The organism is Streptomyces sp. DSM 120436 (assembly GCF_055778765.1).
This window is the reverse complement of record NZ_JBSKBS010000001.1, coordinates 2,897,641-2,924,415: the sequence shown is the minus strand read 5'-3', so window position 1 is coordinate 2,924,415 and position 26,775 is coordinate 2,897,641. Positions and strand designations below refer to the sequence as shown.

General features: G+C 71.5%; 26 protein-coding genes and 5 tRNA genes. 12 read left to right on the top strand and 19 right to left on the bottom strand.

Annotation, left to right across the window (positions count from 1 at the left end; all coding sequences use genetic code 11):
* Positions 1 to 212: 212 nt before the first annotated feature.
* Entirely contained in the window at positions 213 to 398 is a 186-nt protein-coding gene (rpmB, locus tag ACWH4W_RS13370; protein WP_003993230.1) for a 50S ribosomal protein L28, read from the top strand.
* A gap of 285 nt (positions 399 to 683) precedes the next feature.
* Here rpmB and thiD read toward each other — a convergent pair whose 3' ends face one another.
* Positions 684 to 1,520 carry a bifunctional hydroxymethylpyrimidine kinase/phosphomethylpyrimidine kinase gene (thiD, locus tag ACWH4W_RS13365; RefSeq protein ID WP_473075954.1) on the bottom strand — a complete coding sequence of 279 codons (837 nt, stop codon included), beginning with the start codon at positions 1,518 to 1,520 and terminating at the stop codon, positions 684 to 686.
* Complete coding sequence (locus tag ACWH4W_RS13360) at positions 1,517 to 2,482, bottom strand: thiamine-phosphate kinase (RefSeq protein ID WP_473075953.1); 966 nt, start codon at positions 2,480 to 2,482, stop codon at positions 1,517 to 1,519. Before ACWH4W_RS13360 ends, thiD begins: the two co-directional genes overlap by 4 nt.
* 206 nt (positions 2,483 to 2,688) lie before the next feature.
* Between ACWH4W_RS13360 and ACWH4W_RS13355 the strand changes: the two genes are divergently transcribed.
* Positions 2,689 to 2,922, top strand: coding sequence for an Lrp/AsnC family transcriptional regulator (locus ACWH4W_RS13355; protein ID WP_004983019.1), 234 nt, complete (start codon positions 2,689 to 2,691; stop codon positions 2,920 to 2,922).
* A 20-nt stretch (positions 2,923 to 2,942) separates the two neighbouring features.
* Positions 2,943 to 3,443 carry a DUF3515 domain-containing protein gene (locus ACWH4W_RS13350; RefSeq protein ID WP_473075952.1) on the top strand — a complete coding sequence of 167 codons (501 nt, stop codon included), beginning with the start codon at positions 2,943 to 2,945 and terminating at the stop codon, positions 3,441 to 3,443.
* A gap of 18 nt (positions 3,444 to 3,461) precedes the next feature.
* Here the strand turns inward: ACWH4W_RS13350 and ACWH4W_RS13345 are convergent, their stop codons facing one another.
* The 3 genes from ACWH4W_RS13345 to ACWH4W_RS13335 form a co-directional block, all read right to left on the bottom strand.
* The gene (locus ACWH4W_RS13345) at positions 3,462 to 4,619 is read right to left on the bottom strand and encodes a D-alanine--D-alanine ligase family protein (protein WP_473075951.1); all 1,158 of its coding nucleotides are present in this window, start codon (positions 4,617 to 4,619) and stop codon (positions 3,462 to 3,464) included.
* A gap of 82 nt (positions 4,620 to 4,701) precedes the next feature.
* On the bottom strand, positions 4,702 to 5,712 hold the full coding sequence (locus tag ACWH4W_RS13340) for an NAD(P)H-dependent glycerol-3-phosphate dehydrogenase (RefSeq protein ID WP_473075950.1): 1,011 nt from the start codon (positions 5,710 to 5,712) through the stop codon (positions 4,702 to 4,704).
* Positions 5,709 to 6,533 (bottom strand): lysophospholipid acyltransferase family protein, encoded by an 825-nt coding sequence (locus ACWH4W_RS13335; RefSeq protein WP_473075949.1) that lies wholly within the window; start codon positions 6,531 to 6,533, stop codon positions 5,709 to 5,711. The genes ACWH4W_RS13340 and ACWH4W_RS13335 overlap by 4 nt, the downstream gene beginning before the upstream one ends.
* Positions 6,534 to 6,707: 174 nt before the next feature.
* On the opposite strand from ACWH4W_RS13335, the gene cofC reads away from it, so the two are divergent.
* Positions 6,708 to 7,346, top strand: coding sequence for a 2-phospho-L-lactate guanylyltransferase (gene cofC, locus ACWH4W_RS13330; RefSeq protein ID WP_473075948.1), 639 nt, complete (start codon positions 6,708 to 6,710; stop codon positions 7,344 to 7,346).
* Between the two features lie 10 nt (positions 7,347 to 7,356).
* Positions 7,357 to 7,560 (top strand): hypothetical protein, encoded by a 204-nt coding sequence (locus ACWH4W_RS13325; protein ID WP_473075947.1) that lies wholly within the window; start codon positions 7,357 to 7,359, stop codon positions 7,558 to 7,560.
* Between the two features lie 120 nt (positions 7,561 to 7,680).
* Here ACWH4W_RS13325 and ACWH4W_RS13320 read toward each other — a convergent pair whose 3' ends face one another.
* The 4 genes from ACWH4W_RS13320 to leuC form a co-directional block, all read right to left on the bottom strand.
* Positions 7,681 to 8,319: an HU family DNA-binding protein gene (locus ACWH4W_RS13320; protein WP_473075946.1), complete on the bottom strand. Its 639-nt coding sequence runs from the start codon at positions 8,317 to 8,319 to the stop codon at positions 7,681 to 7,683.
* A gap of 136 nt (positions 8,320 to 8,455) precedes the next feature.
* On the bottom strand, positions 8,456 to 8,686 hold the full coding sequence (locus tag ACWH4W_RS13315; protein WP_473075945.1) for an SCO5555 family protein: 231 nt from the start codon (positions 8,684 to 8,686) through the stop codon (positions 8,456 to 8,458).
* A 278-nt stretch (positions 8,687 to 8,964) separates the two neighbouring features.
* A complete protein-coding gene (gene leuD / locus ACWH4W_RS13310) occupies positions 8,965 to 9,558 on the bottom strand; it encodes a 3-isopropylmalate dehydratase small subunit (protein ID WP_473075944.1) in 594 nt (197 codons plus the stop codon).
* A 6-nt stretch (positions 9,559 to 9,564) separates the two neighbouring features.
* Positions 9,565 to 10,995 (bottom strand): 3-isopropylmalate dehydratase large subunit, encoded by a 1,431-nt coding sequence (gene leuC, locus ACWH4W_RS13305; RefSeq protein ID WP_473075943.1) that lies wholly within the window; start codon positions 10,993 to 10,995, stop codon positions 9,565 to 9,567.
* Positions 10,996 to 11,188: 193 nt separating this feature from the next.
* Between leuC and ndgR the strand changes: the two genes are divergently transcribed.
* Positions 11,189 to 11,902 carry an IclR family transcriptional regulator NdgR gene (gene ndgR / locus ACWH4W_RS13300; RefSeq protein WP_006130487.1) on the top strand — a complete coding sequence of 238 codons (714 nt, stop codon included), beginning with the start codon at positions 11,189 to 11,191 and terminating at the stop codon, positions 11,900 to 11,902.
* A 70-nt stretch (positions 11,903 to 11,972) separates the two neighbouring features.
* Here ndgR and ACWH4W_RS13295 read toward each other — a convergent pair whose 3' ends face one another.
* Positions 11,973 to 12,515 carry a monooxygenase family protein gene (locus tag ACWH4W_RS13295; protein ID WP_473075942.1) on the bottom strand — a complete coding sequence of 181 codons (543 nt, stop codon included), beginning with the start codon at positions 12,513 to 12,515 and terminating at the stop codon, positions 11,973 to 11,975.
* Between the two features lie 69 nt (positions 12,516 to 12,584).
* Between ACWH4W_RS13295 and ACWH4W_RS13290 the strand changes: the two genes are divergently transcribed.
* Complete coding sequence (locus tag ACWH4W_RS13290) at positions 12,585 to 13,229, top strand: MerR family transcriptional regulator (protein ID WP_473075941.1); 645 nt, start codon at positions 12,585 to 12,587, stop codon at positions 13,227 to 13,229.
* A 47-nt stretch (positions 13,230 to 13,276) separates the two neighbouring features.
* Here ACWH4W_RS13290 and ACWH4W_RS13285 read toward each other — a convergent pair.
* From ACWH4W_RS13285 to ACWH4W_RS13245, 9 genes are all read right to left on the bottom strand, one after another.
* Positions 13,277 to 13,349, bottom strand: a tRNA-Glu gene (locus tag ACWH4W_RS13285).
* A 27-nt stretch (positions 13,350 to 13,376) separates the two neighbouring features.
* Positions 13,377 to 13,448, bottom strand: a tRNA-Gln gene (locus tag ACWH4W_RS13280).
* A gap of 21 nt (positions 13,449 to 13,469) precedes the next feature.
* Positions 13,470 to 13,542 (bottom strand) — tRNA-Glu (locus tag ACWH4W_RS13275).
* An 87-nt stretch (positions 13,543 to 13,629) separates the two neighbouring features.
* Positions 13,630 to 13,702 (bottom strand) — tRNA-Glu (locus ACWH4W_RS13270).
* Positions 13,703 to 13,741: 39 nt separating this feature from the next.
* Positions 13,742 to 13,813: transfer RNA gene (locus tag ACWH4W_RS13265), tRNA-Gln, on the bottom strand.
* Between the two features lie 91 nt (positions 13,814 to 13,904).
* The gene (locus ACWH4W_RS13260) at positions 13,905 to 14,636 is read right to left on the bottom strand and encodes an HAD family hydrolase (RefSeq protein ID WP_473075940.1); all 732 of its coding nucleotides are present in this window, start codon (positions 14,634 to 14,636) and stop codon (positions 13,905 to 13,907) included.
* 97 nt (positions 14,637 to 14,733) lie between these two features.
* Positions 14,734 to 16,218 carry a glutamate--tRNA ligase gene (gene gltX, locus ACWH4W_RS13255; RefSeq protein WP_473075939.1) on the bottom strand — a complete coding sequence of 495 codons (1,485 nt, stop codon included), beginning with the start codon at positions 16,216 to 16,218 and terminating at the stop codon, positions 14,734 to 14,736.
* Positions 16,211 to 16,996, bottom strand: coding sequence for a fumarylacetoacetate hydrolase family protein (locus ACWH4W_RS13250; RefSeq protein WP_473075938.1), 786 nt, complete (start codon positions 16,994 to 16,996; stop codon positions 16,211 to 16,213). The genes gltX and ACWH4W_RS13250 overlap by 8 nt, the downstream gene beginning before the upstream one ends.
* A gap of 166 nt (positions 16,997 to 17,162) precedes the next feature.
* Complete coding sequence (locus tag ACWH4W_RS13245; RefSeq protein WP_473075937.1) at positions 17,163 to 17,351, bottom strand: hypothetical protein; 189 nt, start codon at positions 17,349 to 17,351, stop codon at positions 17,163 to 17,165.
* Positions 17,352 to 17,956: 605 nt separating this feature from the next.
* On the opposite strand from ACWH4W_RS13245, the gene ACWH4W_RS13240 reads away from it, so the two are divergent.
* From ACWH4W_RS13240 to ACWH4W_RS13220, 5 genes are all read left to right on the top strand, one after another.
* Positions 17,957 to 21,643, top strand: a complete 3,687-nt coding sequence (locus tag ACWH4W_RS13240) for a sensor histidine kinase (RefSeq protein ID WP_473075936.1) — start codon at positions 17,957 to 17,959, stop codon at positions 21,641 to 21,643.
* 9 nt (positions 21,644 to 21,652) lie between these two features.
* Entirely contained in the window at positions 21,653 to 22,066 is a 414-nt protein-coding gene (locus tag ACWH4W_RS13235; protein ID WP_004983056.1) for a roadblock/LC7 domain-containing protein, read from the top strand.
* A gap of 111 nt (positions 22,067 to 22,177) precedes the next feature.
* Positions 22,178 to 22,573: a DUF742 domain-containing protein gene (locus ACWH4W_RS13230; protein ID WP_006130593.1), complete on the top strand. Its 396-nt coding sequence runs from the start codon at positions 22,178 to 22,180 to the stop codon at positions 22,571 to 22,573.
* A complete protein-coding gene (locus tag ACWH4W_RS13225; RefSeq protein ID WP_473075935.1) occupies positions 22,554 to 23,144 on the top strand; it encodes a GTP-binding protein in 591 nt (196 codons plus the stop codon). The genes ACWH4W_RS13230 and ACWH4W_RS13225 overlap by 20 nt, the downstream gene beginning before the upstream one ends.
* A gap of 376 nt (positions 23,145 to 23,520) precedes the next feature.
* Positions 23,521 to 26,775, top strand: a complete 3,255-nt coding sequence (locus ACWH4W_RS13220; RefSeq protein WP_473075934.1) for a sensor histidine kinase — start codon at positions 23,521 to 23,523, stop codon at positions 26,773 to 26,775.

Below are 26,775 nucleotides of genomic sequence, written 5' to 3'. Positions count from 1 at the left end.
CGCCCGCCGGAGGAGGGCCCGGGCGGGCCCGTGAGCCCGCATGCTAGTTTCGTCCTACGGGTGCAGCCGTTGTATGCTGCTCCGGTTGCCCGATCCGATCGGGCGTCTCCCCTGGCAACGCCACTCAGATCCGCGGGTTCTTTGAGCTCTGGATCTGGATCCCGGCCTGCCGGGATCAACCGTAAGTGCATCTGAAGTCTTTGGAGTGACCCGTGGCTGCCAACTGCGACGTCTGCGGCAAGGGGCCGGGCTTCGGCAACAACATCTCGCACTCGCACCGCCGTACGTCCCGCCGCTGGAACCCGAACATCCAGCGTGTGCGTACCGTGGTCGGCGGGACGCCGAAGCGCGTGAACGCCTGCACCTCGTGCATCAAGGCCGGCAAGGTCTCGCGCTGACGCAATCGCTGAGCGCGCGGCCACAGCCGGTATCGCCGCAACGGGCCGGTCCACCTCGGGGTGGACCGGCTTTTTGCTGCGCGCGGCGGGGTGACGGCCCGGGCGTCCCACGCCCGCCGCTCCGCACCGGAGCCCGAGCCGACGCCTCACCGAGCGCCCCGCACATCCGGCTCCGGCGACCCGGCCGACGCCTCAACCCGGCACCCCGCACGTCCCGCTCCGCGACCGAACCGACGCCTCAACCCGGCACCCCGCACATCCCGCTCCGGCGACCGAACCGACGCCTCACCCGGCGCCCGCCCCACGCGCCCCCTCTTCCCCGCCCCGCAGCTCCCACCCATGGTCCACGGGTCCGATGCCCCCGCCCAGGGCGAAACCCGAGGCCAGGGCTCCGGTGACGTAGGCCTTAGCCGCCGTCACCGCCTCCGGGACCGTACGGCCCTTGGCGAGTTCCGAGGCGATGGCGGAGGCCAGGGTGCAGCCTGTGCCGTGGGTGTGGCGGTTGTCGTACCTGGGGGCGCGCAGCCAGTGCTCCTCCGTGCCGTCCGTCAGCAGGTCGACGGCCTCCGGCGAGGCGGCGGCGGAGAGGTGGCCGCCCTTGATCACCGCCCAGCGCGGGCCGAACTCCAGTACGGCCGCGGCGGCCCGCCGCATGTCCCGCTCGGAGGTCACCCGCACGCCGGTGAGCTGCGTGACCTCGTCCAGGTTCGGGGTGACCACGGTCGCCACCGGCAGCAGCCTCGTGCGGACGGAGTCCAGCGCCGACGCCGCCAGCAGGGCGTCGCCGTGCTTGGAGACGCCCACCGGGTCGACGACCGTCGGCACGTCCGTGCCGGCGAGCAGGTCGGCGACGGTCTCCACGAGTCCGGCCGAGGACAGCATGCCGGTCTTGACCGCCTGCACGCCGATGTCGTCGACCACGCTGCGGTACTGGGCCCGCACCGCCTCCACCGGCAGTTCCCAGGCGCCCTGCACGCCCAGGGAGTTCTGCGCGGTCACCGCGGTGAGCACGCTCATCCCGTGCACGCCGAGCGCCAGCATCGTCTTCAGGTCGGCCTGGACGCCCGCTCCCCCGCCGGAGTCGGAGCCGGCCACCGTGAGCACCCGGGGCGGCGCGCTCATGACTCGATGTCCCCGAAGTGGTCCCAGCCGCCCTGGCTGGTCCAGGGCGCCCCGTCCACCGTCACCTGCGGCAGCGCGGACGGGTGGAGCACCTCGCCGATGACCTTCCAGCGGGCGGGCAGCTTCACGTCCGGCGGGAAGGTCGCCACGATCGCGTGGTCCTCGCCCCCGGTCAGCACCCACTGCATGGGGTCGACGCCGACGGCCTGGCCGATGTCGTGCATCTGCGAGGGGACGTCGATCGCGCCGGAGCGGACGTCGATGCGGACCTTGCTGGCCTCGGCGATGTGCCCGAGGTCGGCGATCAGGCCGTCACTGACGTCGCACATGGCGGTCGCGCCGAGACCGGCGGCGGCCGGGCCCGCGTGGTACGGCGGCTCGGGGCGCCGGTGCGCCTCGACGAAGGCGCGCGGGGAGCGGAAGCCGCGGGAGAGCACCGCGTGCCCGGCCGCGGACCAGCCGAGCCAGCCGGTCACCGCGACGATGTCGCCGGGCTGCGCCCCTCCGCGGGTGACGGGCTCCTGGTTGCGCAGGTCGCCGAGCGCGGTGATGGACACCGTGATGGTGTCGCCGCGGACGACGTCCCCGCCGACGACGGCCGCGCCGGCCACCTGGCACTCGTCGCGCAGCCCGTCCATGAGTTCGCTGGGCCAGGTCACCGGCAGTTCGGCGGGCACGACCAGGCCGAGCAGCAGGGCGGTCGGCACGGCGCCCATGGCGGCGATGTCGGCGAGGTTCTGGGCGGCGGCCTTGCGGCCGACGTCGTAGGCCGTGGACCAGTCGCGGCGGAAGTGGCGGCCCTCCACCAGGACGTCGGTGCTGGCCACGACCCGCCGGTCGGGCGCGGAGACCACGGCGGCGTCGTCGCCGGGGCCGACCCGGACCGCCGGGGTGGTGGTGAGACGGGAGGTGAGCTCCCTGATGAGCCCGAACTCCCCGAGCTCACCAACAGTGCCCTTCATTTCCCTTTCGCCCCTTCTATCCCTGTCCGTGCCCGGTCGCGGGTCGTCCGAGTCCTCGCTACGGTCGAACTGACCGTCAACGTCCGCCGTGTCCGTACCCCGGCGCGCACGGCCCGGTTCCCGCAGGTCTCCCCGCGACGAGCGGCGACGCGATACCGTGGCGTTCCTTTTCCCCACATGATCCTCGTGGCCGCCCTGGAGGTTCCGTGGTACAGGCGTACATCCTGATTCAGACGGAGGTCGGCAAGGCGTCGACCGTCGCCGATCTGATCGGCAAGATCCCTGGAGTCGTCCAGGCCGAGGACGTGACGGGTCCGTACGACGTCATCGTGCGCGCCCAGGCCGACACCGTCGACGACCTGGGACGCATGGTGGTCGCCAAGGTCCAGCAGGTGGACGGCATCACCCGCACCCTGACCTGCCCGGTGGTGCATCTGTAGCCCCCGTCTACCCTGTGCCGGTGAACTCCTTCCGCCACCGGCACGCCGTTTGCTCCGCTCTCGCGGTGCTGATCACCGTCGCGGGCTGCTCCTCGGCAGGCGACAACGTGTCCGCGGCGGTCCCCAGCCCGGACGCGAAGGTCACCGGGCTGTGTCAGGACCTGGACCAGGTCCTGCCGGCGACGGTGGACGGTGAGAGCCGCGACGACCCCGAACCCGCGTCCGAACTGACCGCGGGTTGGGGCGGCGTGGCGATCATACTGCGGTGCGGTGTGGAGCGGCCGCCGAAGATGACCGATCCCAAGGTGGCCAACGGCCAGGACGCCGACGCGGTGCCCGGAGGTGTGAACGGCGTCGACTGGCTGATGGAGAAGCAGGAGGACGGCGTCCAGCGCTTCACCACCGCCAACCGCGAGGCGTACGTCGAGGTCAGGGTGGCCGACGGGCGGGACAGCACGGGCGTGCTGATCGATCTGGCCCCGGCCGTGAAGGAGGCGATCCCCGAGGGGATCGCCTCCTGACCCGCGTGCGGAACCGGCTCAGCGCAGCCCGGTGGACCGGCGCAGCGCCGCCTGGATCAGCAGGTCGACGAGCTCCTGGTAGCTCACGCCGGTCGCCTGCCACATCTGCGGGTACATCGAGATGGGCGTGAAGCCGGGCATGGTGTTGATCTCGTTGATCACGAACTCGCCGTCCTCGGTGAGGAAGAAGTCCGCCCGGACCAGCCCCTCGCAGGAGGCCGCGTCGAACGCCTCGACCGCGAGCCGGCGCACCTCGGCCGTCTCCTCGTCGGTCAGCGGCGCGGGCACGATGCCCGGCGTGGAGTCGATGTACTTCGCCTCGAAGTCGTAGTACGCGTGCGCGTCCGGCGGCGGGATCTCGGCCGGCAGCGAGGCGCGCGGCCCGTCCGCGAACTCCAGCACGCCGCACTCGATCTCACGGCCGCGCAGCGCCGCCTCGACGAGGATCTTCGGGTCGTGGCGCCGGGCCTCGGCGACGGCCTCGTCCAGGCCGGAGAGGTCGTCGACCTTGGTGATGCCGATGGACGAGCCGGCACGGGCGGGTTTCACGAACAGCGGCCAGCCGTGGTCGCCGGCGAAGTCCACGATCCGCCTGCGGGCCGCCGCCTCGTCCCGCTCCCACTCGCGCGGCCGGATCACCAGGTACGGGCCGACCGTGAGCCCGAAGGAGGTGAACACCCGCTTCATGTACTCCTTGTCCTGGCCGACGGCCGAGGACAGCACACCGGAGCCCACGTAGGGGACGCCGGAGAGTTCGAGCAGGCCCTGGAGGGTGCCGTCCTCCCCGTAGGGGCCGTGCAGCACCGGGAAGACCACGTCGACCTCACCGAGCGCCTTGGGCACCGATCCCGGCTCGCTGTACACGACTTCGCGGTCGGCGGGGTCGACGGGGAGCACCACCGCGCCCTCCGTGGACTCGGCCAGCTGGTCGACGCTGGGCGTGCGGCGATCGGCGATCGCCATGCGTTCCGGGTCGTCGGCGGTGAGCGCCCACCGGCCGTCCTGGGTGATGCCGATCGGCAGGACGTCGTACCTGGTCCGGTCGATGGCCTTGAGGACGGCGCCGGCGGTGACCACGGAGATCCCGTGCTCGGAGCTGCGCCCGCCGAACACGACGGCCACACGCGGCTTGCGCGACGGCGAGTCGGGGCTCTGGGGGAGGTTCTCGGTGCTCATATCGCGACGAGCGTACCCGCTGCCGGAGCCGGGACACAGCGCCCGCAACGCCGTGCGTGGGCCGAACGGAGGGGGCCGTCGCTCAGCGTCGTTCGGGCTTCGCGCTGCGCGACATCAGGTCCTTGAGAGCCACCTGAGGGGGCTTGCCCTCGTGCACGATCTCCACGACCGTCTCGGTGAGCGGCATGTCGACGCCGTGCCGGCGGGCCAGGTCCAGCACCGACTCGCAGGACTTGACGCCCTCGGCGGTCTGCTTGGTGACCGCGATGGTCTCCTGCAGGGTCAGCCCCTTGCCGAGGTTGGTGCCGAAGGTGTGGTTGCGGGACAGCGGCGAGGAGCAGGTGGCCACCAGGTCGCCCAGGCCCGCGAGTCCGGAGAAGGTCAGCGGGTCCGCGCCGAGCGCGACGCCGAGCCGGGTGGTCTCGGCGAGGCCGCGGGTGATGAGCGAGCCCTTGGTGTTGTCGCCGAGGCCCATGCCGTCCGCGATGCCGACGGCCAGACCGATGACGTTCTTCACCGCGCCGCCCAGTTCGCAGCCGATGACGTCGGTGTTGGTGTACGGCCGGAAGTACGGGGTGTGGCAGGCGGTCTGGAGCCGCCGGGCGACCTCTTCGTCGGTGCAGGCGACCACGGCGGCGGCCGGCATCCGGGCGGCGATCTCCCGGGCCAGGTTGGGGCCGGTCACCACGGCGATCCGCTCGCGGCCGACCTTGGCGACGTCGTCGATGACCTCGCTCATCCGCATCGCGGAGCCGAGTTCGACGCCCTTCATCAGGGAGACCAGCACCGTGCGGGGCGCGAGCAGGTCGGTCCACTGGGCGAGGTTGCCGCGGAGCGTCTGCGAGGGCACCGCGAGGACGGTGAAGTCGGCGCCGCGCGCGGCCTCGGCGGCGTCCGAGGTGGCCCGCACGTTCTCGGGGAGTTCCACCCCGGGCAGGTAGTCGGGGTTGGTGCGGGTGGAATTGACCGCCTCGGCGAGTTCGGGTCGCCGTCCCCACAGCACGACGTCGCAGCCCGCGTCGGCGAGGACCATGCCGAAGGCCGTCCCCCACGATCCGGTGCCGAAGACGGCCGCCTTGACCGACTTGCTCACGTGCTCAGCCCCTCTTCGCGTACTTCCCGCACGGCGGCCCGCTCGCCCCGTGTGCCGTCCTGCCGCGCGTCCCGGTCCCGCCGCCGCTGCGCGTGTGTCCTGCGGCGCTGTTCCATCCGCTCCTCGCGCGGGTCGTAGGGCGTCTCGGGGGCCTTCTCGCCGCGCAGCACCTCGAGCTGACGGGTGACGGCCGCCATGATCGTCTCGGTCGCCTCCTTGAGCAGCTCCGGGGTCATCTCCCGGTCGTAGAAGCGCGCGAGGTCGACCGGGGGGCCGGCCAGCACCCTGCTGGTCTTGCGCGGGAACAGCCGCGGCTTCTTGGCGTACGGCGGCAGCAGTTCGTTGGCGCCCCACTGGGCGACCGGGATCACCGGGCACTTGGTCTGCAGGGCGACGCGCGCGGCGCCGGTCTTGCCGGTCATCGGCCAGCCGTCCGGGTCCCGGGTGAGGGTGCCCTCGGGATAGAAGGCGACGCACTCGCCGCGCTCGACGGCGTCGATCGCGGCGCGGAAGGCGCTCAGCGCGTCCGTGCTCTCGCGGTACACGGGGATCTGTCCGGTGCCGCGCATCGCGGCGCCGACGAATCCCTTGCTGAAAAGCCCGCTCTTCGCGAGGAATCGCGGAACACGGCCGGTGTTGTACTGGAAGTGCGCGTAGGCCAGAGGATCGATGTGCGAATTGTGGTTCACCGCGGTGATGAATCCACCCTCGGCCGGAATGTTCTCCATTCCGCGCCAGTCCCGCTTGAGCAGTATCACCAGCGGCGGTTTGCAGAGCACCGCGGCGAAGCGGTACCAGAAGCCGATTCTGCGGCGCGGCACGAGTACACCTTCCTCTTACGGACGACAGGCCCAGGTCCCGGCCCCCTCAGGCCGGGCGGGCCGCACAAGTGTCGCCCCGGGCCGCCGGTCTGTCGAGAACACCGTACGCCCGGTCCCCCGGCCGTCGGCCGCCCCGGGTGACAATGACCGTGACAAGAGAGGGACGCAACACTCGTGCAGTGGACCTTGGTGGTACCCCTGAAGCCCCTGCCGCAGGCCAAGAGCAGGCTCGCGGACACCGCGGACGACGGTCTGCGGCCGGGTCTGGCGCTCGCGTTCGCCCAGGACACGGTGGCGGCCGCGCTCGGCTGCCCGGCGGTGCGGGATGTGGTGGTCGTCACCGACGACGCGCTGGCCGCCCGGGAGCTGGCCGCACTGGGCGCCGGGACCGTGCCCGACCTGCCGCGGGCCGGGCTCAACGCCGCGCTCACCCACGCCGCGGCGGTGGTGGGCGCCGCCCGTCGCGCGGCCTCGGTGGCGGCCCTGAACGCGGACCTGCCGGCGCTGCGCCCGGCGGAACTGGCCCGGGTCCTGGACGCGGCGGCGGAATTCCCCCGGTCCTTTCTCGCGGATTCCGCGGGGCTCGGCACGACGCTGCTCGCCGCGAGCCGGGGCCGTGAACTGCGTCCGCACTTCGGCGTCGGTTCCCGCGCCCTGCACCGGGCGTCCGGCGCGGTGGAGCTGACGCTCGACGCGGTGGACTCCGTGCGGCAGGACGTGGACACGGGCGGCGACCTGCGGGCTGCGCTGGCGCTGGGCGTCGGTCCCCGCACGGCCGCGGCCGCCGCGCGGCTGCCCGCCGGACGGCAGTAGGCTGCCGCACATGCAGGCCACCGCGTACACCTACGACCCCGACAGCCGCAGCGGTCAGGTGCTGCTTGACGACGGCACCCCGGTCCCCTTCGACGCCGCGGCGTTCGACGCGGGCGGCCTGCTGCTGCTGCGTCCCGGGCAGCGGGTGCGGCTGGAGACGGAGGGCGAGGGCGCGTCCCTGCGGATCACGCTGGTGACGCTGCAGACCTTCTGACCGCGCTGACCGTGCTGACCGCGCGCGTGAGCGGCCTCGGACACACCGCGGGCCGGACTCCCGGGGGAGTCCGGCCCGACGCGTGAGTACCGCTTGCCCGAAGGGGGGACCGGGCGTCCGTTACTTCTTGCGGGCGGTGGTCTTCTTGGCGGTGGTCTTGCGCGCGGTCGACTTCTTGGCGGGGGCCTTCTTGGCCGTCGCCTTCTTCGCCGGGGCCTTCTGCGCCGCGGTCTTCTTCGCGGCGGTGCTCTTGGCCGCGGCCGTCGACGTGGCGGGGGCCTTCTTCGCCGTGGTCTTGGTCGCCGTCGTCTTGGCGGGAGCCTTCTTGGCGGCGGTGGTCTTCTTCGCGGCGGTCTTCTTGGCGGTGGCCTTCTTGGCGGTGCTCTTCTTCGCCGCGGCCTTCTTCACCGTCGCCGAAGCGCCGCCGCTGAGGCTGCCCTTGGGGGCCTTCTTCACAGCGACCTCACCGCCGCGCGGCAGCTTCTTCGAGCCGCTGACCAGGTCCTTGAAGCCCTGACCGGCACGGAAGCGCGGGACGGAGGTCTTCTTGACCCGAACCCGCTCGCCCGTCTGAGGGTTGCGGGCGTAGCGGGCCGGGCGGTCGACCTTCTCGAACGAACCGAAGCCGGTGACCGAGACCCGCTCCCCCGCGACGACCGCGCGGACGATGGCGTCCAGTACGTGGTCGACGGCGTCGGCGGCCTGCTGGCGGCCGCCCACCTTGTCGGCAATCGCTTCTACGAGCTGCGCCTTGTTCACGTCTTCCCCTTCGGAGACATCGCCAGAACGAATGTTTTCAAGCTTTTTCGCACGTTAGGCAGATATATACCGCAAATCAAACACGAAACGGGCTAATCACCCTTGTGCCGCAACGAACTCGGCCGTCTCGACTGGCTCAGCGTTCCTCTTCGGGGATTCGCCCCGCGTCGAGGTCCGTCATGAACCGCTCCAGACGCCTTGCCGCACCGGCGAGATCGTGCTTGGCCGCGGCCGTAATGACCAACAGCTTCCGGGTCAGCGCCATCCGTACGCCCTCCGGGACTTGCAGTGCGCGCACCCTCGCGTGCGCTTCCTTGAGCCGGACCGCGACCGCCGTATAGAGCTGGAGTTGGCCGTCGTGTTCCATGCACAGATTGTGCCATCTGGGGCGAGTTGTCGCCTGCGCAGGGGGCAACTGCCGCGCCGGACGGCCGTCCGCACACACCTGGAGCTCACGGGCACGTGACACGTGTACCCCGGCAACCACCTTCTTAACGTGGCAAGTTGGCGGCTCTCAAGAGGGCACGCGGAGCCGAACGGGTACGAAGACGCCCGTACCCCCGATCGGTCCGATCGGGGGTACGGGCGGGATGTCGCGGTGGCCGAAAGTCGACCTCTGCCGAGGACTTCGACCGCGCGAGGGGGTCAGGCCGTGAGCGTCCGCGGCTTGAACGACGGGCGCTTCGCCTCGTACGCGGCGATGTCCGCCTCGTTCCGCAGCGTGAGGGAGATGTCGTCGAGGCCGTTCAGCAGCCGCCAGCGGGAGTTCTCGTCCAGTTCGAAGGAGGCGGTGACGCCCTCGGCGCGCACCTCGCGGGCCTCGAGGTCGACGGTGATCTCGGCGGTGGGGTCGGCCTCGGTGAGCTCCCACAGCCGGTCGACGGTCTTCTGGTCGAGGACGACCGTCAGCAGGCCGTTCTTCAGCGAGTTGCCGCGGAAGATGTCGGCGAAGCGGGCGGAGATCACGGCCTTGAAGCCGTAGTTCTGCAGCGCCCAGACGGCGTGCTCGCGGGAGGAGCCGGTGCCGAAGTCGGGGCCGGCCACCAGAACCGTCGCGCCCTGCCGCTCGGGGCGGTTGAGCACGAACTCGGGGTCCTTGCGCCAGGCCTCGAACAGCCCGTCCTCGAACCCGTCCCGCGTGACCTTCTTGAGCCAGTGGGCGGGGATGATCTGGTCGGTGTCGACGTTGCTGCGGCGCAGCGGGACGGCCCGGCCGGTGTGGGTGGTGAATGCTTCCATGACTGATCAGACTCCAGCGGGCGTGCGGTCGTCGGCGGCGGCGAGGTCGGCCGGGGAGGCCAGGTGGCCGAGGACCGCGGTGGCCGCGGCGACCTGCGGGGACACCAGGTGCGTCCGGCCGCCCTTGCCCTGCCGGCCCTCGAAGTTGCGGTTGGAGGTGGAGGCGGAGCGCTCACCGGGGGCGAGCTGGTCGGGGTTCATGCCCAGGCACATCGAGCAGCCCGCGTGCCGCCACTCGGCGCCGGCCTCCTTGAAGATCACGTCGAGGCCCTCGGAGACGGCCTGCAGACCCACCCGCGCGGAACCGGGGACGACCAGCATCCGTACGCCGTCGGCGACTTTGCGGCCCTGGAGGACGTCCGCGGCGGCGCGCAGGTCCTCGATGCGGCCGTTGGTGCAGGAACCTACGAAGACGGTGTCCACCTCGATGGAGCGCAGCGGCTGTCCGGCCTCCAACCCCATGTACTCCAGGGCCTTTTCGGCGGCGAGCCGCTCCGAGGCGTCCTCGTACGAAGCCGGGTCGGGGACGGACGCCGAGAGCGGGACGCCCTGGCCCGGGTTGGTGCCCCAGGTGACGAACGGCGACAGCTCGGAGGCCTCGATGACGACCTCGGCGTCGAACTCGGCGTCGTCGTCGGACCTCAGCGTCTTCCAGTAGGCGACGGCCGCGTCCCAGTCCTCGCCCTTCGGGGCGTGCGGACGGCCCTCGAGGTACGCGAAGGTCGTCTCGTCGGGGGCGATCATGCCCGCGCGGGCGCCGGCCTCGATCGACATGTTGCAGATGGTCATCCGGGCCTCCATCGAGAGCTTCTCGATGGCCTCGCCGCGGTACTCCAGGACGTAGCCCTGGCCGCCGCCCGTGCCGATCCTCGCGATGATCGCCAGGATCAGGTCCTTGGCCGTGACGCCCTCGGGCAGCTCGCCGTTGACCGTGATGGCCATGGTCCTGGGGCGGGTCATCGGCAGCGTCTGGGTCGCCAGGACGTGCTCCACCTGGGAGGTGCCGATGCCGAAGGCGAGTCCGCCGAAGGCGCCGTGGGTGGAGGTGTGCGAGTCGCCGCACACCACCGTCATGCCGGGCTGGGTCAGGCCCAGCTGCGGGCCGACGACGTGCACCACGCCCTGCTCGACGTCGCCCAGCGGGTGCAGCCGGACGCCGAACTCCGCGCAGTTCTCGCGCAGCGTCTCCAGCTGGACCCGGGAGACCGGGTCGGCGATGGGCTTGTCGATGTCGAGGGTGGGGGTGTTGTGGTCCTCGGTCGCGATGGTGAGGTCGAGACGGCGCACCCGGCGGCCGCTCTTGCGGAGGCCGTCGAAGGCCTGGGGGCTGGTCACCTCGTGCAGCAGGTGCAGATCGATGAAGAGGAGGTCGGGCTCGCCCTCGGCGCGCCGGACGACGTGGTCGTCCCAGACCTTCTCCGCGAGTGTCCTACCCATCGCTTTCCCTCCGGCCGGCACGTCGCTCTCCGGCCCAACTAGAGATCTGTGAGACGGCGCCCGCGCCCCTGACACCGGGCGTCCGCCGTCAGGCCCGGTGATCCACGGGCCGCGTTGCTTCGTGCTTCAAGAGTGGCGGGTTCCACGGAAAATTGAACTTGCGTTTCACAGAGTGAGACGCAAGTATCGTTGCATGGACAACAGTAGCGGCGTCGGCGTTCTGGACAAGGCAGCACTCGTCCTGAGCGCTCTGGAGTCCGGCCCGGCCACCCTCGCGGGACTGGTCGGTGCCACCGGACTGGCACGACCCACGGCCCACCGCCTGGCCGTGGCGCTGGAGCACCACCGCATGGTGGCGCGTGACATGCAGGGGCGGTTCATCCTCGGCCCGCGCCTGGCCGAACTGGCCGCGGCCGCGGGCGAGGACCGGCTGCTCGCCACCGCGGGCCCGGTGCTGACCCACCTGCGCGACGTGACGGGCGAGAGCGCCCAGCTCTACCGCCGCCAGGGCGACATGCGCATCTGCGTCGCCGCGGCGGAGCGTCTGTCCGGACTGCGGGACACGGTACCGGTGGGCTCCACGCTCACCATGAAAGCGGGCTCGTCGGCGCAGATCCTCATGGCCTGGGAGGAGCCCGAGCGACTGCACCGCGGCCTGCAGGGCGCCCGGTTCACGGCGACGGCCCTCTCCGGCGTGCGGCGCCGCGGCTGGGCGCAGTCGATCGGCGAGCGCGAGCCCGGTGTGGCGTCCGTCTCGGCCCCGGTGCGGGGCCCGTCGAACCGCGTGGTGGCCGCCGTCTCGGTCTCCGGCCCCATCGAGCGCCTGACCCGGCACCCGGGCCGGATGCACGCCCAGGCCGTCATCGACGCCGCCGCCCGCCTCTCCGAGGCGCTCCGCCGCTCCTGAGCGCCCCCGTCCACGACCACGTCCACGGGGGACGGGTCCGCCCCAACGCCGCGGCGGGCCCTTCCCCGTCTCACGCGCCGTCGGCCACCGCCGACGGCGCGGTCTTCTTCGTCACGTCCGCCGCCGGCCTCTCCGGCCGGTACGCGAACCGGTCCCCGGCGCGCCGGCCGCGCTTCTCCAGCGGCGTCCGCCCGTACGAGGCCGCGTGTCCGAACGCCGGCATGTCGGCGCGGACCGTCTCGTGGCTGCCCTGCGGCACCACGTATGCCTCGCCCTCCCGCTCCCTGCGGTCGAGGGACGTCCACGCGCCGTGGTGGACCGTGCCCGGGGCGTGCGCGCAGGCGTGGAGCTTCTCCCTGGACTCCCCGTGCCGGACGACGCAGTACGTCCGCGGCGAGGCCGTGAGGAGGAGGTGCCCGAGCAGTCCGCTCCCGGGGCGCCTGCCGAGTTCGCGCGGCATGCGCGGCAGGGAGACCAGCACGGGCAGCCAGTGGTGCACCGCCCGGAAGCGGTTGATCCGCATGCCCGTCAGCAGGACGGCGCCGCCCTCCGCCGCCGCGGTGGTGCGCTCGGCGGCCGCGAACCTGCGCCGCGTGCCCCACTCCGGATCCATAGGGTGGGCTGGACGAGTCCCCCCGGGGGACTCTTGGATAGTCCTACTATCCCATGAAAGGCGCAAGAGGTGCGGCTGGCTGAACTGAGCGAACGCAGCGGTGTGTCCACCGCGACGATCAAGTACTACCTGCGGGAAGGCCTGCTGCCGCCCGGCCGCCGCGTCAACGCGACCACGGCGGAGTACGACGAGGAGCACCTGCGCCGGCTGCGGTTGGTGCGCGCGCTGATCCAGGTGGGAGGCGTCCCGGTGGCCAGGGCCCGTGAGGTGCTGAGCCACGTCGACGACGAGTCCCTCGGCCGCACGATCCGCCTCGGCGCGGCCCTGTGGGCGCTGCCGCAGGATCCGGAGCCGGACGAGGAGGACCCGGACGTGGTGGCGGCCCGCGCGGAGGTGGACCGGCTGCTGGAGTCGCTGGGCTGGGAGACCTCGCGGGAGATGGCCCCCCTCTCCCCCGTGCACCGTTCGCTGGTGGTGGCGGTGGCCACACTGCGGCGGCTCGGTTACGCGTGGGACGCCGAGCTGATGGCGCCGTACGCCCGGCTGATGCACCAGGTGGCGTCCCGGCAGCTCGACCACATGGAGACGTACGACACGCTCAAGGAGCAGGTGGAGGTGGCCGTGGCGTCGGCGGTGCTGTTCGAGCCGGTGCTGCGCGCCCTGCACCGGCTGGCGCAGGAGGAGGAGTCGGCGCGGCGGTACGGCATCGAGTGACCGACAGCACGAAAGCCCTCCACCGAGGTGGAGGGCTTTCGCCGGTGTACCCCCGACCGGATTCGAACCGGCGCTACCGCCTTGAGAGGGCGGCGTGCTAGGCCGCTACACAACGGGGGCGTGGATCACGCGTTTCCGCAGATCCTGCTGGTCTACCTGGACTCGAACCAAGACTAACTGAACCAGAATCAGTCGTGCTGCCAATTACACCATAGACCAATGATGGTTTAGACCAGTCAGTACCCCCGACCGGATTCGAACCGGCGCTACCGCCTTGAGAGGGCGGCGTGCTAGGCCGCTACACAACGGGGGCCCTAGCGATCCTCACCCGGAGGCAGCCGGGTGTTGTCACCGCGTGGTCAGCGGGAGCTACCCTGACTGTCCTCGCGGGAAGGATCTGTACCCCCGACCGGATTCGAACCGGCGCTACTGCCTTGAGAGGGCAGCGTGCTAGGCCGCTACACAACGGGGGCTTGCGGATGTGATCCGCGGGTGCAGATGAGCTCTGCGAGCTGGCCTACCTGGACTCGAACCAAGACTAACTGAACCAGAATCAGTCGTGCTGCCAATTACACCATAGGCCACTGGAACGCAAGCCCCGGAGGGGATCTCGTTCTAGTTCTGCGCTTCGGGGCTCCGGCCTTCCGGCCCGCTCCCCGCGGCGCAGGAAGAACATTACCCGAAGGAGGTCGGGGCTCCAAAACGAGTATCGCCGCGCAGCAGGGAGGGCAGTTCGGCGAGGGACGCGATGCGGCGTGGACCGGTCGGCGGTTCCAGGGTCGCGTGGGCGTCGGCGCGGTCGATCCACACCGAGAGCAGCCCGGCCTCGGCGGCGCCCCGGCCGTCGATCTCCGGGTGGTCCCCGACGTACGCGACCTGCTCCGGGGGCAGCGCGAGGGCCTGGCAGGCGGCCAGGAAGGCGTCGGGGTCCGGCTTGGACACGCCCAGCTCGGCGGCGCACAGGATCGCCTCGAAGCGGTCGTGCACCCCCAGCACGCGCAGCTTGCGGTCCTGCACGTGCAGGCTGGAGTTGGAGAGCACGGCGTGCCGGTGGCTGCCGGCGAGGGCGTCCAGCACGGGCAGCACGTCCGGGAACAGGCTCCAGGCGGACTCGTAGTGGACCAGGTAGCGGTCGAACCAGGCGTCCGCCTCCGCGTCGGTCAGCTCGCGGCCCAGGAAGACCCGGGTGCGGTCGCGGCGCTGGGTCTCGAAGTCCACCTCGCCGGCGGCGAACCGCGCCCACTGCAGGTCGGTGATCTCCCGCCAGCGCGCCAGCGCCTCCGCCACGGAGCCGTACCCGGCGAGCAGCCCCTCGGCGGCCAGGTGGGCGCGCATGCCCTCCCGGTCGGCGGTGGTGTAGTCGAACAGCGTGTCGTCGATGTCCCAGACCACGGCGCGGATGTCCATGCCACCGACGGTACCGGGCCCCGCGCGGGGGCACCGGGGAACGCCGAGGGGCGGCCCCCGGACGTGTCCGGGAGCCGCCCCTGCACGGCGGGTGAGGTCAGCCGGCGAGCCTCGCCAGGGCCGCGTCGATGCGGGCCAGGGACTTCTCCTTGCCCAGGACCTCGAGGGACTCGAAGAGCGGCAGGCCGACGGTGCGGCCGGTGACCGCGACGCGGACCGGGGCCTGGGCCTTGCCGAGCTTGAGGCCGTGGGCCTCGCCGGCGGCCAGGACGGCCTCCTTCAGCGACTCGGCGGAGGTCCAGTCGGCGGCCTCCAGGTTCTCCCGGGCGGTGCGCAGCAGGGCGTCGGAGCCCTCCTTCATCGCCTTGTTCCAGGACGCCTCGTCGAAGACCGGCTCCGGCAGGAACAGGAAGTCGACGTTGTCGGTGATCTCGGAGAGGACCTTGAGGCGGGTCTGCGCGTGCGGGGCGACGGCCTGCCACTTGGCCTCGTCGAAGGCCTCCGGCGCCCAGGGGGCGTGCGGGGCGCGCAGCCAGGGGCGGCAGCGCTCCGCGAAGTCCTTCACGTCGAGCATGCGGATGTGGTCGGCGTTGATCGCCTCGCACTTCTTGAGGTCGAAGCGCGCCGGGTTGGGGTTGACGTCGGTGACGTCGAAGGCGGCGACCATCTCGTCGATCGTGAAGACGTCCTGGTCGGCGGAGAGCGACCAGCCGAGCAGCGACAGGTAGTTGAGCAGGCCCTCGGGCAGGAAGCCGCGCTCGCGGTAGAGGTTGAGCGAGGACTGCGGGTCGCGCTTGGAGAGCTTCTTGTTGCCCTCGCCCATCACGTACGGCAGGTGGCCGAAGGCGGGGATCTCCTTGGCGACGCCCAGCTCGATCAGCGCCTTGTACAGCGCGATCTGGCGCGGGGTGGAGGACAGCAGGTCCTCGCCGCGCAGCACGTGGGTGATCTCCATCAGGGCGTCGTCGACCGGGTTGACCAGCGTGTACAGCGGGGCGCCGTTGGCGCGCACGATGCCGTAGTCCGGCACGTTCTCCGGCAGGTAGGTGATCTCTCCGCGGACCAGGTCGGTGAAGGTGATCGGCTCGTCGGGCATCCGGAAGCGGACGATCGGCTCGCGGCCCTGGGCCTGGTACTGCTCGACCTGCGCGGGCGTGAGCTCGCGGCAGTGGCCGTCGTAGCCGGACGGCTTGCCGGCGGCGCGGGCGGCCTCGCGGCGGGTGTCCAGCTCCTCCTGGGAGCAGTAGCAGTGGTAGGCGTGGCCGCCGTCGAGCAGCTTGCGCGCGACGTCCCGGTAGACGTCCATGCGCTGCGACTGGCGGTACGGCGCGTGCGGGCCGCCGGTCTCGGGGCCCTCGTCCCAGTCGAAGCCCAGCCAGCGCATGGCGTCCAGCAGCTGGTCGTACGACTCCTCGGAGTCGCGGGCCGCGTCGGTGTCCTCGATGCGGAAGACCAGGGTGCCGCCGTGGCGCTTGGCGAACGCCCAGTTGAACAGGGCGGTGCGGACCAGGCCCACGTGCGGGTTACCGGTGGGCGACGGACAGAAACGGACGCGTACTGAGGAGCCGGATGCGCTAGCCACGCTTGACAACCTTGTTGGTGAGAGTGCCGATGCCTTCGATGGTGACGGCGACCTCGTCGCCGACGTGCAGGGGGCCGACCCCGGCCGGGGTGCCCGTGAGGACGACGTCGCCCGGGAGCAGGGTCATGGCCTCGGAGATGTTGACGATCAGGTCCTCGATGGAGTGGATCATCTCGCTGGTGCGGCCGAGCTGGCGCTGGCCTCCGTTGACCGTGAGCTGGATCGTCAGGTCGTGCGCGGCGGCGATGTCGAGGTCCGTCTCCACCCAGGGGCCGAGCGGGCAGGAGGTGTCGAAGCCCTTGGCCCGCGCCCACTGCTTCTCGCGCTTCTGGACGTCGCGCGCGGTGACGTCGTTGGCGCAGGTGTAGCCGAAGATGACGTCCTTGACGCGCTCGCGCGGGACCTCGCGGCAGAGCCGGCCGATGACCACGGCGAGCTCGGCCTCGTGGTGCACCTCCTGGGAGAAGGAGGGGTACTGGATCTCGTCGCCGGGGCCGATGACCGAGGTGGCGGGCTTGAAGAAGGCGAAGGGGGCGTCGGGCACCTCATTGCCCATCTCCTTCGCGTGGTCCGCGTAGTTGCGCCCGAAGGCCACCACCTTGTTGGGGAGCACCGGGGGCAGCAGCCTGACCTTGCTCACCGGGACCTTGGTGCCGGAGAGCTCGAAGTCCGCGAACGGGATGCCCTTGATGATGTCCAGGACGAGCTCGTCCTGCTTCTCGCCCTCGACCGCGCCGAAGGCGACGTTCCCGTCGATGGAGAATCTGGCGATGCGCACGGGATGCTGGTCCCCTTGACTGAAGCGGCTGGAGTCTGACGCTCCAGGCTAACGCGCAGGGGTCCGGCCCCGGCGCACCGACGAGGGGCGCCCCGCGGCGGGGCGCCCCTCGTGGGTGCTCGGCGCGCGGTGAGCGTTTCCCGGGCGCCGCGCGTACGAACCGGTGTCAGTTCGCGGCGCCGCCCGCGACCGGGATCTCCATGAGGACGGTGCGCCTGGGGTTGGCCGTCTGGGCCGGAAGTTCGACGGGGTGCTCCTGCTGCACCGGCTTCTGCAGTTCGTCGGCACCGTCGAGGTGCGCGAGCGTCGTGCGCCGCGGGTTGGCGATCTTGTGGAACATCGTCGTCGTCTTCACTGTTTACTTGACCCTGTCCTGTGCACGGGCGCCCGGAGGTTCGGGAAGATCCTCACGCGGGCGCGGGTTGTCGGTTCTGCCGTCCTTGTAAAGCGTCAGGCTAGACAGTCGATTCCCGGCGGCCCGGGGCGGGGAGCCGTGATCAGGGTGTGAGTTTGCTCACGAAGTGCATGGCAATTCGGACATTCCGCACGCGTGCACCGGCGACCGGAATCGGACATTGAGCCCCTGAAGCCACCATTCCGCTCCTGATCGTGCCGACTGGGACACCGGTCCGGCCCTGCCGGTCCGGGATGGTATGCCCGAAATCGTCAAGATCTCGTTCTACGACTGGTGACCCGCTGGACACGCGGTGTCATGTATGTCACGGGTAGGCCCACGGGCCTTGTTGGAGATCCTGCACTGTGCTGGAATCTCACGGACCGCCGCAGGGATCGAGCCGGCGCACAGGGGGCGCGACCACGCGCCGAGCGGCGGCGAGATGGGGGAACCGGCGCCGGACCATCACGACCACCACGGGGGCGTATTCAGGGCGCCCCCAGGACGCCGACACCGTGCCTCCCCGTTCACGCGGAGGGGCGCCTGGTTCAGAGGTTGCGACGCTAGTGCAGGGACGTTTCAAGAGGGATGGCAGCGCTTCGGCGGAGCCGGAGCCGCAGGGCGGGACTGGCCCCAAGGCCGTCAGCTCCTCGCCCCAGCACGCCCAGAGCCAGGGGCCGACCCCGCCCGGCGACCACGGCGGCGAGCGCCCCGGTGCGGGCACGCCGTCCACACCCCCGACCACGCCGCCGGTCGCCCCCGCCGGTCCGGTCGGCCCGGGCTCGCGCATAGCCCTGCGCAACTGGCGGATCTCGACCCGCCTGGTGTCGCTGCTCGCGCTGCCGGTGGTCGCGGCCACCTCGCTCGGCGCGCTGCGCATCCAGCAGTCGATGGACGACATCCAGCAGCTCGACAACATGAAGCTGCTGACGGACATGACCAAGCAGGCCACCGAACTGGCCCACGCGCTCCAGGAGGAGCGCGACCAGTCGGCCGGTCCGCTGGCGCACGGCGGCAAGGGCACGGACTTCTCGGTCAAGGGCTACCGCGAGAAGACCGACCGCGCGATGTCGAACTTCCTCGACAGCTCCGAGGAGATCGACGCGGCGAGCAAGGACGGCAACCTCAAGGGCGTCCGCGACAACCTGGTCCAGCTCGCCGGCGACCTGAGCGAGCTCGCCAAGATCCGCAACACGGCGTTCCAGCAGGAGAACAACTCCACGCAGACCGTCGAGGGCTACCACCGCCTGATCGAGAACCTGATCGACCTCTCGCAGGACATGGCGGAGGCGACCAGCAACCCCGACATGATCCAGCGCACGCGTGCCCTGGCGTCCTTCTCCTCCGCCAAGGAGTACGCGTCGATCCAGCGCGCCGTCCTGGCCGCGGCGCTGCCCGCCAGCAACACCACCAAGGGCAAGCTCACCGAGAACGACCGGCTCTACGCGCAGTCGTCCCTGGAGAGCCAGAAGTCCGAGCTCCGCGTCTTCAAGAGCATCTACGGCGAGGACGCCGCCGCCGACCTGCTGCTGCCCATCGAAGAGGGCAACACCACGATCGAGGCGACCGACGCGTACGCCGGCCGCGCACTGGCCTCCGAGTTCGGTCTGCAGTCGGTGGGCGCGCGCTCCTACCGCGACTGGCTGGACGACAGCTCCACCAAGATCCAGCAGATGAAGAACATCGAGCACTCGCTGCTCGAGGAGATGGAACAGAAGGCCCGTGAGCTGCGCAGCGCCACCGAGCGCGACGCGATCATCTCCGGTGCGCTGATCCTCATCGTGCTCGGCGTGTCCCTGGTCGGCGCCTTCGTCGTGGCCCGGTCCATGATCCGGTCGCTGCGCCGCCTGGAGGACACCGCGACCAGGGTCGCCCAGGAACGCCTGCCCGACCTGGTCAAGCAGCTCTCCGAGACGGACCCGCAGGACGTCGACACCACCGTCGAGTCGGTCGGTGTGCACTCCCGGGACGAGATCGGCCGTGTGGCCGCGGCCTTCGACGACGTGCACCGCGAGGCGGTCCGCCTCGCCGCCGAGCAGGCCCTGCTGCGGGGCAACGTCAACGCGATGTTCACCAACCTCTCGCGCCGCTCCCAGGGTCTGATCCAGCGCCAGCTCTCGCTCATCTCCGAGCTGGAGTCCCGCGAGGCCGACCCGGACCAGCTCTCCTCGCTGTTCAAGCTGGACCACCTCGCCACGCGCATGCGCCGTAACGGTGAGAACCTCCTCGTCCTCGCGGGTGAGGAGCCCGGCCGCCGGTGGACCCGCCCGGTCCCCCTGGTCGACGTGCTCCGCGCCGCCGCCTCCGAGGTGGAGCAGTACGAGCGCATCGAGTTGTCCTCGGTGCCGACCACCGAAGTGGCCGGCCGGGTCGTCAACGACCTCGTGCACCTGCTCGCCGAGCTGCTGGAGAACGCGACCTCGTTCTCCTCCCCGCAGACCAAGGTCAAGGTCACCGGTCACGCCCTGCCCGACGGCCGGGTGCTGATCGAGATCCACGACACCGGCATCGGTCTGTCCCCCGAGGACCTCGCGGCGATCAACGAGCGGCTCGCCTCGCCGCCCACCGTGGACGTCTCCGTCTCCCGCCGCATGGGTCTGTTCGTGGTCGGCCGCCTGTCGCAGCGCCACGGCATCCGGATCCAGCTCCGCCCGTCCGACTCCGGCGGTACGACCGCGCTGGTCATGCTGCCCGTCGACGTCGCCCAGGGCGGCAAGAAGCCGCAGGGCAAGCCCGGTCAGCCGGGCGTGGGCGCCGGTGGTCCGGCCGCCGCGCAGGCCGCCGCGGGCGCCGCCGCCGCGCGGCGCTCCGCCGGGGCCGGCCAGTCCGGCGGGGGTGCGCTCGGCGCGGGTGCGCCCGGCGGGCGCCTCGGGGCCGGTCAGGGCCCGCGGACCGCGCTGCCCGGCCGGGGACCGCAGGGCCCCTCGGGCAACCAGCCGCCCTCGCTGTTCGACCAGGGCGCTCCCTCCGCTCCCCCGCAGGGCCGCCCCGCTCCGGCGGGCGCCGGCTTCGGGCAGCAGCAGGGCCCGAACGCCCCGCAGGCCGCGGGGCCGGGCGGGAACCAGGGCCAGGACCCCTTCGGCGGTCGCGGTCAGGTGCCGCCGCAGCGGGGCGACGCCCCCGCCGAGCGCGGCCGCCGTCCCCAGCTCCCGCCGCGTGACGGCGCCCGTCCGGAACTGCCCGGCGGCGACCAGCAGCAGCGCACGCCGAGCTGGAGCGACGACAACGCCCGGCCGCCGGCGCCGCGCGCCCCGATGGACGCCCCGCGCGGCCACGAGGAGCCGGACGTCTCCCGGACCGCCGCGATGCCGCGCTTCGACGACCGTCAGGGTCCCGGCGCGACGGCGGAGTTCCCGCGGTTCGACGAGCAGCAGCAGAACGCGCCCGGCGCGCCCGGCCCGGACACCGGTCAGTACGCCCGGCCCGGTGCGAACGGCTCCCAGTCCCCGGGGCAGTTCGCCCGCGGCGACGTCTTCGGCGCCCCGCAGGACGGCCGGTCCGGCGCGCAGAACCCGGCCCCCACGGGCCAGTTCCCCGCCGTGCAGGGTTACGACAACGGCCCGGCCGGCCAGTACCAGGCCCCGGGCCAGGACAACGGCGCGACCGGCCACTACGCCCTGCCCGACCGCGCCGGCGACCCGTCCGCCACGGGCCAGTTCGAGCGCCCGCGGGTGAACGGCGCGCACGGCGGCGGTTCCGCCGCCCCGCGTCCGCAGGCCCCGCAGCCGCAGCAGGAGCAGCGCCAGCCGTCCGACCAGTGGGCGCTGCCCCCGGCCACCGGTCCGGGCGACGGCCGTACGCCGCTGTACGACACGCTGGAGACCAACTGGTTCCGCGGCGGCAACGGCGGTGCGCAGGAGCAGCAGGGCAACGGCCCCGCCCCCGCCCCGGCGCCGCAGCAGCAGCCCCAGCAGCGGTCCCCGCAACCGCAGAGCCCGACCGGCTCGCAGCGGTCCAACGCCGCCTGGCGCAGCTCGCCCAACGACGAGCTCGTCAAGCAGGCCGAACGCGTCCGCAAGCCGGCCGCGGGCGGCGTCACCACCTCCGGCCTGCCGCGCCGGGTGCCCAAGGCGAACCTCGTCCCGGGCACGGCTCAGCAGCAGTCCCACCAGAGCGGTCCTCAGGTCTCGCGCGCCCCCGATGACGTGCGCGGCCGGCTGACCAATCTCCGTCGGGGTATCGCACAGGGTCGTCAGGCCGGGTCCGCACAGACCGGCAGCTTCCCGCGGCCCACTCACCAGCAGGAGCGTTAGTTGAGCCCGATGAGCCAGGCGGCACAGAACCTCAACTGGTTGATCACCAACTTCGTGGACAACACCCCCGGGGTGTCCCACACCGTCGTCGTGTCCGCCGACGGTCTCCTCCTGGCGCTCTCCGAGGGCTTTCCGCGCGACCGCGCGGACCAGCTCGCGGCCGTCGCCTCGGGGCTGACCTCCCTGACGGCCGGCGCCTCACGGATCTTCGAGGGCGGCAACGTCGCTCAGACGGTCGTCGAGATGGAGCGGGGATTCCTCTTCCTGATGTCCGTCTCCGACGGCTCGTCCCTCGCCGTGCTCGCGCACCCCGAGTGCGACATCGGCCTCGTCGGCTACGAGATGGCGCTCCTGGTCGACCGCGCGGGGGCGGTCCTCACTCCGGACCTGCGCGCCGAACTGCAGGGAAGTCTGCTCCACTGACCGGCCCCGGCACCACCCGTCTCACCAAAAAACCGTCCGGCCGTCACAATTCCCCCCACCGGCCCCTTCCGACGGCTTGACCGACCGCTTGCTGTCCCGCCCGGAGGATCCATGACCCCGCCCACCGCCTCTCATGATCCGTACGCGGAGCCGTACGAGGACGAGGGCGACCAGCCACTGGTCCGTCCCTATGCGATGACCGGTGGCCGGACCAGGCCGCGCTACCAGCTGGCCATCGAGGCACTGATCAGTACGACGGCCGACCCGGCAGCGCTCATGGGGCTCCTCCCCGAGCACCAGCGCATCTGCCACCTGTGCCGAGAGGTGAAGTCGGTCGCCGAGGTCTCGGCGCTGCTCAACATGCCGCTGGGCGTCGCCCGGATCCTGGTGGCGGACCTGGCGGAGGCGGGACTCGTCGCCGTACACCAGCCGGGCGGCGACGAGGCGACAGGCGCCCCGGACGTGACACTGCTCGAAAGGGTGCTCAGTGGACTTCGCAAGCTCTAGCGGCGGGACGGTCTCCGAGAGCCGTTCGACCACCTCGGCGAAGATCGTGGTGGCGGGTGGCTTCGGCGTGGGCAAGACCACGTTCGTCGGGGCCGTTTCGGAGATCAACCCGCTGCGCACGGAGGCCGTCATGACGTCTGCTTCGGCAGGCATCGACGACCTCACCCACACCGGGGACAAGACCACCACCACGGTGGCCATGGACTTCGGCCGCATCACCCTGGACCAGGACCTGATCCTGTACCTCTTCGGTACGCCCGGCCAGGACCGCTTCTGGTTCATGTGGGACGACCTGGTGCGCGGCGCCATCGGCGCGGTCGTCCTCGTCGACACACGGCGCCTCGCCGACTGCTTCCCCGCGGTCGACTACTTCGAGAACAGCGGCCTGCCCTTCGTCATCGCCCTCAACGGCTTCGACGGACAGCAGCCGTACACGCCGGAGGAAGTGCGCGAGGCCCTGCAGATCGGGTCCGACGCCCCGATCATCACGACGGACGCCCGCCACCGCGCGGATGCCAAGAGCGCGCTGATCACCCTGGTCGAACATGCCCTCATGGCGCGACTCAGGTAGAGCCAAGTCGAAGGCGGCATACTGCAGTTGTCGTAGCTCCACCGGGGTCGGCTGTGTCCTTGGACACGGCCGGCCCCGGTGTTCATAACGTTTCGGCAGAGGAATCGGGTGAGGCCGACACGCGACGCGGTCGCGCGATATCGCTGTGCGCATGAAGGCCTCGCCTTTTGACGGTGCTCGCTCTTTATGACCGTTTTATCTGGGACTTACATCACTCGGGATCCTCGCCTTTCCATGTTTGGATGAGCGCTGGTCGGCATGCTGGAATGCCTGAACCGCCCATGGGTCAAAGACGTACTCAGTAGTCGATGGCATGCCGGGCTCTGAGACACTGCGGCACGACGAAGGTGCCGACCGCCGAGAGGTTGTTGGTCGAGTGAGGCGAAGCAAGAACAGTCCCGAGCCGTCGGCCCGGGGCAACTTCACGCCGCCGCCGCGCACAGCGGCGCCCGCCCCCGTGCCCGGTCCCGAGTCGAAGGCCGCGCCCGCTCAGGGCGGGGGACGCACGTCCCCGCGGAACTGGCGCGTGACCACCAAGCTCAACGCGATCCTGCTCATACCCGTGCTGGTCGGCCTCGTCATGGGCGGCTTCCAGGTGAAGAGCTCGATCGACACGTGGACCGAGGCGCAGGACGCCGAGAACACCGCCCGCCTGGTGCGGGCCTCCCTCACGTACGCCAACGCCCTCTACAACGAGCGCGACGTCAGCGCCGTGCCGCTGCTGACCGGCAAGGGCCAGGGCGACCCGGACGTCACCAAGGCGCGCGAGGCGACCGACAAGGCCGCCGACGCCTTCGACGAGGCCGCGCGGAACATGCCGGCCAAGCCCGGTCTGGAGCGCCGGATGAAGCTCGTCCGCGAGGCCGAGCCCAAGCTGTCCGCGCTGCGCGCCGCCGCCTACACCTCCAAGCTCAAGGGCGTGGAGACGGAGGAGGGCTACGTCGCCGTCGCCCACCCCCTGATGGAGATCGCCAACGAGCTCAACCTCGGCGCCGGCAACATCACCAGCTACGGCCGCACGGTCTACGCGATCTCGCTGACCAAGTCCGCCCTGTCGCTGGAGCGCGCCATCGGCATGCACCTGCTGGTGAAGCCGGGCCCGACCGACAGCCAGCTCGCCAGCCAGCGCGTGGCCTTCCTGTCGTACGCCTACCTCGAGGGCATCGCCCTCGAGGAGTACAAGGGCGGCGGCACCGAGGCGGACAACACCAAGCTGGAAAAGATCACCGCGCGCGTCCAGGCCGAGGGCGCCGCCATGGCCAAGGACGCCGCGCAGGCCGACCCGGACTACGTCCCGCCGCCCGCCAAGCCGGAGACGATGATCTCCGAGCTGGGCCGGCTGTCCACCACGGACGAGTCCGCCCGTGAGGACCTCGCCGCCCAGGGCATCACGCCCGAGAACTGGTGGGCGATGAACACCCTCAAGTTCGACGGCTACCGCGAGATCGAGTCCGACCTCGCGAACACCGCGGTGGACGAGGCCGCGCAGATCGCCTCCGACGCCCAGCGGAACGCCCTCGTCGTCGGCGCCGCCGTCGTCCTCGCGCTGCTCGCCGCGTTCATCCTGGCCGGCCTGGTGGCCCGCCAGATGAGCCAGTCCATGCGCCAGCTGCGCAACGCCGCCTTCGGCATCGCCGAGCAGCGCCTGCCGATGCTGGTCGACCAGCTCTCCCGGACCGACCCCGGCCGGGTGGACACCAACGTCACGCCCATCCCGATCAACTCCACGGACGAGATCGGCGAGGTCGCGCGCGCCTTCGACCAGGTCCACCGCGAGGCCGTCCGGCTCGCCGCCGAGCAGGCCCTGCTGCGGGGCAACATCAACGCGATCTTCACCAACCTGTCGCGCCGCAACCAGTCGCTGATCGAGGGCCAGCTGACCCTGATCACCGACCTGGAGAACAACGAGGCCGACCCGGACCAGCTGGAGAACCTCTTCAAGCTGGACCACCTCGCGACCCGCATGCGCCGCAACGGCGAGAACCTCCTGGTCCTCGCCGGCGAGGAGCCGGGCCGCCGCTGGGACCAGCCGGTCCCGCTGGTCGACGTGCTGCGCGCCGCCTCCTCCGAGGTGGAGCAGTACGAGCGCATCGAGCTGTCCGGCGTGCCGGAGGCCGAGATCCACGGCCGCGCGGTCACCGACCTCGTGCACCTGCTCGCCGAGCTGCTGGAGAACGCCACCACGTTCTCCTCGCCGCAGACGAAGGTGCGCGTCACCGCGACCCGTCTGCCCGACGGCCGCATCATGATCGAGATCCACGACAAGGGCATCGGCCTCACCGCCGAGGACTTCGCGGACATCAACCACAAGCTGGCCAACCCGCCGACCGTGGACGCCGCGATCTCGCAGCGCATGGGTCTGTTCGTGGTCGGCCGGCTGTCCGACCGGCACGGCATCCGCGTCCAGCTCCGTCCCTCGGGCGAGCAGGCCGGCACCACCTCGCTGGTCATGCTGCCGGACGCCATCACCCACGGCGGTGGCGGCGAGGGGGCGCCGGCCCAGGACGAGTTCACGGTCTCGCAGATCATCCCGGAGCAGAACGTCCCGGGTGAGGGCTTCGGCCAGCCGATGCGCACCGCCGCGGAGCTGGGCTTCGACGACAGCCGCTACGCGGACGTCCCCGACGACATCCGCGAGCTGGACCCGGTCGGCCGGTCCCTGATGCGTGAGGGGCGCCGTGCGGCCCTGGAGTCGCAGCCGCAGCAGGGCGAGCCGGCCGCCGGGGACGCCCGGGAGAGCGCCGAGGGCGGCTACCAGGACGAGTTCGCCGCGCAGCAGCAGGGCTACGACAACGGTCAGGGCTACGACGGCTACCAGGACCAGCAGGGCGGCGGGTACGACCAGCAGGCGTACGACGACGGCCGGCAGGGCGGCTACGACGACCAGCAGCAGCAGACGTACGGCGACGGCTACTACGCGCCGAACGGCACCCTGCCGCAGGGCGACGGCTACCCGCAGAACACCGGTTTCCCGCAGAACGGCGGCTACCAGAACGGCTCCTACGCCGAGCCGGGCCAGAACGGCCAGGCGCCCGCGGGCGCCACGGGATCCTTCCCGGCCTTCGGCGAGCGGCGTCAGGACGACGACTGGCCGCAGCAGGACGGCTACCACAACGGCTACCAGGACCAGTACCCTGCACAGACCCCGGAGGGGGAATCCTCGCAGGCCGCTGACGCGCGTGAGCCGGACAGCGTAGGCTTCGACCGTCCGGTACCGGCTTCTCCCGAGGCCCACGAGCTCACCGACGCCGGGCTTCCGCGCCGCGGGGCCACCGCGAACGGCGCGGGCCGCGGGGACCAGGAGCCGCCGGCCACCACTCCGGAGAGCAACGGCGACGGCGACTGGCGCTCGGCGAACGACGAGCGCTGGCAGCAGGCCTCGCAGCTCCGGAAGCCCAAGGCGGGCGGAGTGACCTCCTCCGGCCTGCCACGGAGGGTCCCGAAGGCCAACCTGGTCCAGGGAGCCGCCGAAACGACCCCCCAGGGAGGCCCACAGGTCTCCCGTGCCCCGGAGGACGTCCGGGGCAGGCTGAGCAACCTGCGGCGCGGTGTCCAAAGAGGCCGCACCGCAGGCAGTGAAACGAACGGCCAGGGCTTCGGTCCTGACAGCACCTACGACCAGGAGCGTTAG

Bases quoted from the DNA above. Each gene is read 5' to 3' on its own strand.
- thiD (WP_473075954.1), bottom strand. From the start codon at position 1,520: ATGAGCGCGCCGCCCCGGGTGCTCACGGTGGCCGGCTCCGACTCCGGC.
- ACWH4W_RS13360 (WP_473075953.1), bottom strand. From the start codon at position 2,482: ATGAAGGGCACTGTTGGTGAGCTCGGGGAGTTCGGGCTCATCAGGGAG.
- ACWH4W_RS13345 (WP_473075951.1), bottom strand. From the start codon at position 4,619: ATGAGCACCGAGAACCTCCCCCAGAGCCCCGACTCGCCGTCGCGCAAG.
- ACWH4W_RS13325 (WP_473075947.1), top strand. From the start codon at position 7,357: ATGCAGGCCACCGCGTACACCTACGACCCCGACAGCCGCAGCGGTCAG.
- ACWH4W_RS13315 (WP_473075945.1), bottom strand. From the start codon at position 8,686: ATGGAACACGACGGCCAACTCCAGCTCTATACGGCGGTCGCGGTCCGG.
- leuD (WP_473075944.1), bottom strand. From the start codon at position 9,558: ATGGAAGCATTCACCACCCACACCGGCCGGGCCGTCCCGCTGCGCCGC.
- leuC (WP_473075943.1), bottom strand. From the start codon at position 10,995: ATGGGTAGGACACTCGCGGAGAAGGTCTGGGACGACCACGTCGTCCGG.
- ndgR (WP_006130487.1), top strand. From the start codon at position 11,189: ATGGACAACAGTAGCGGCGTCGGCGTTCTGGACAAGGCAGCACTCGTC.
- ACWH4W_RS13295 (WP_473075942.1), bottom strand. From the start codon at position 12,515: ATGGATCCGGAGTGGGGCACGCGGCGCAGGTTCGCGGCCGCCGAGCGC.
- ACWH4W_RS13260 (WP_473075940.1), bottom strand. From the start codon at position 14,636: ATGGACATCCGCGCCGTGGTCTGGGACATCGACGACACGCTGTTCGAC.
- ACWH4W_RS13235 (WP_004983056.1), top strand. From the start codon at position 21,653: ATGAGCCAGGCGGCACAGAACCTCAACTGGTTGATCACCAACTTCGTG.
- ACWH4W_RS13230 (WP_006130593.1), top strand. From the start codon at position 22,178: ATGACCCCGCCCACCGCCTCTCATGATCCGTACGCGGAGCCGTACGAG.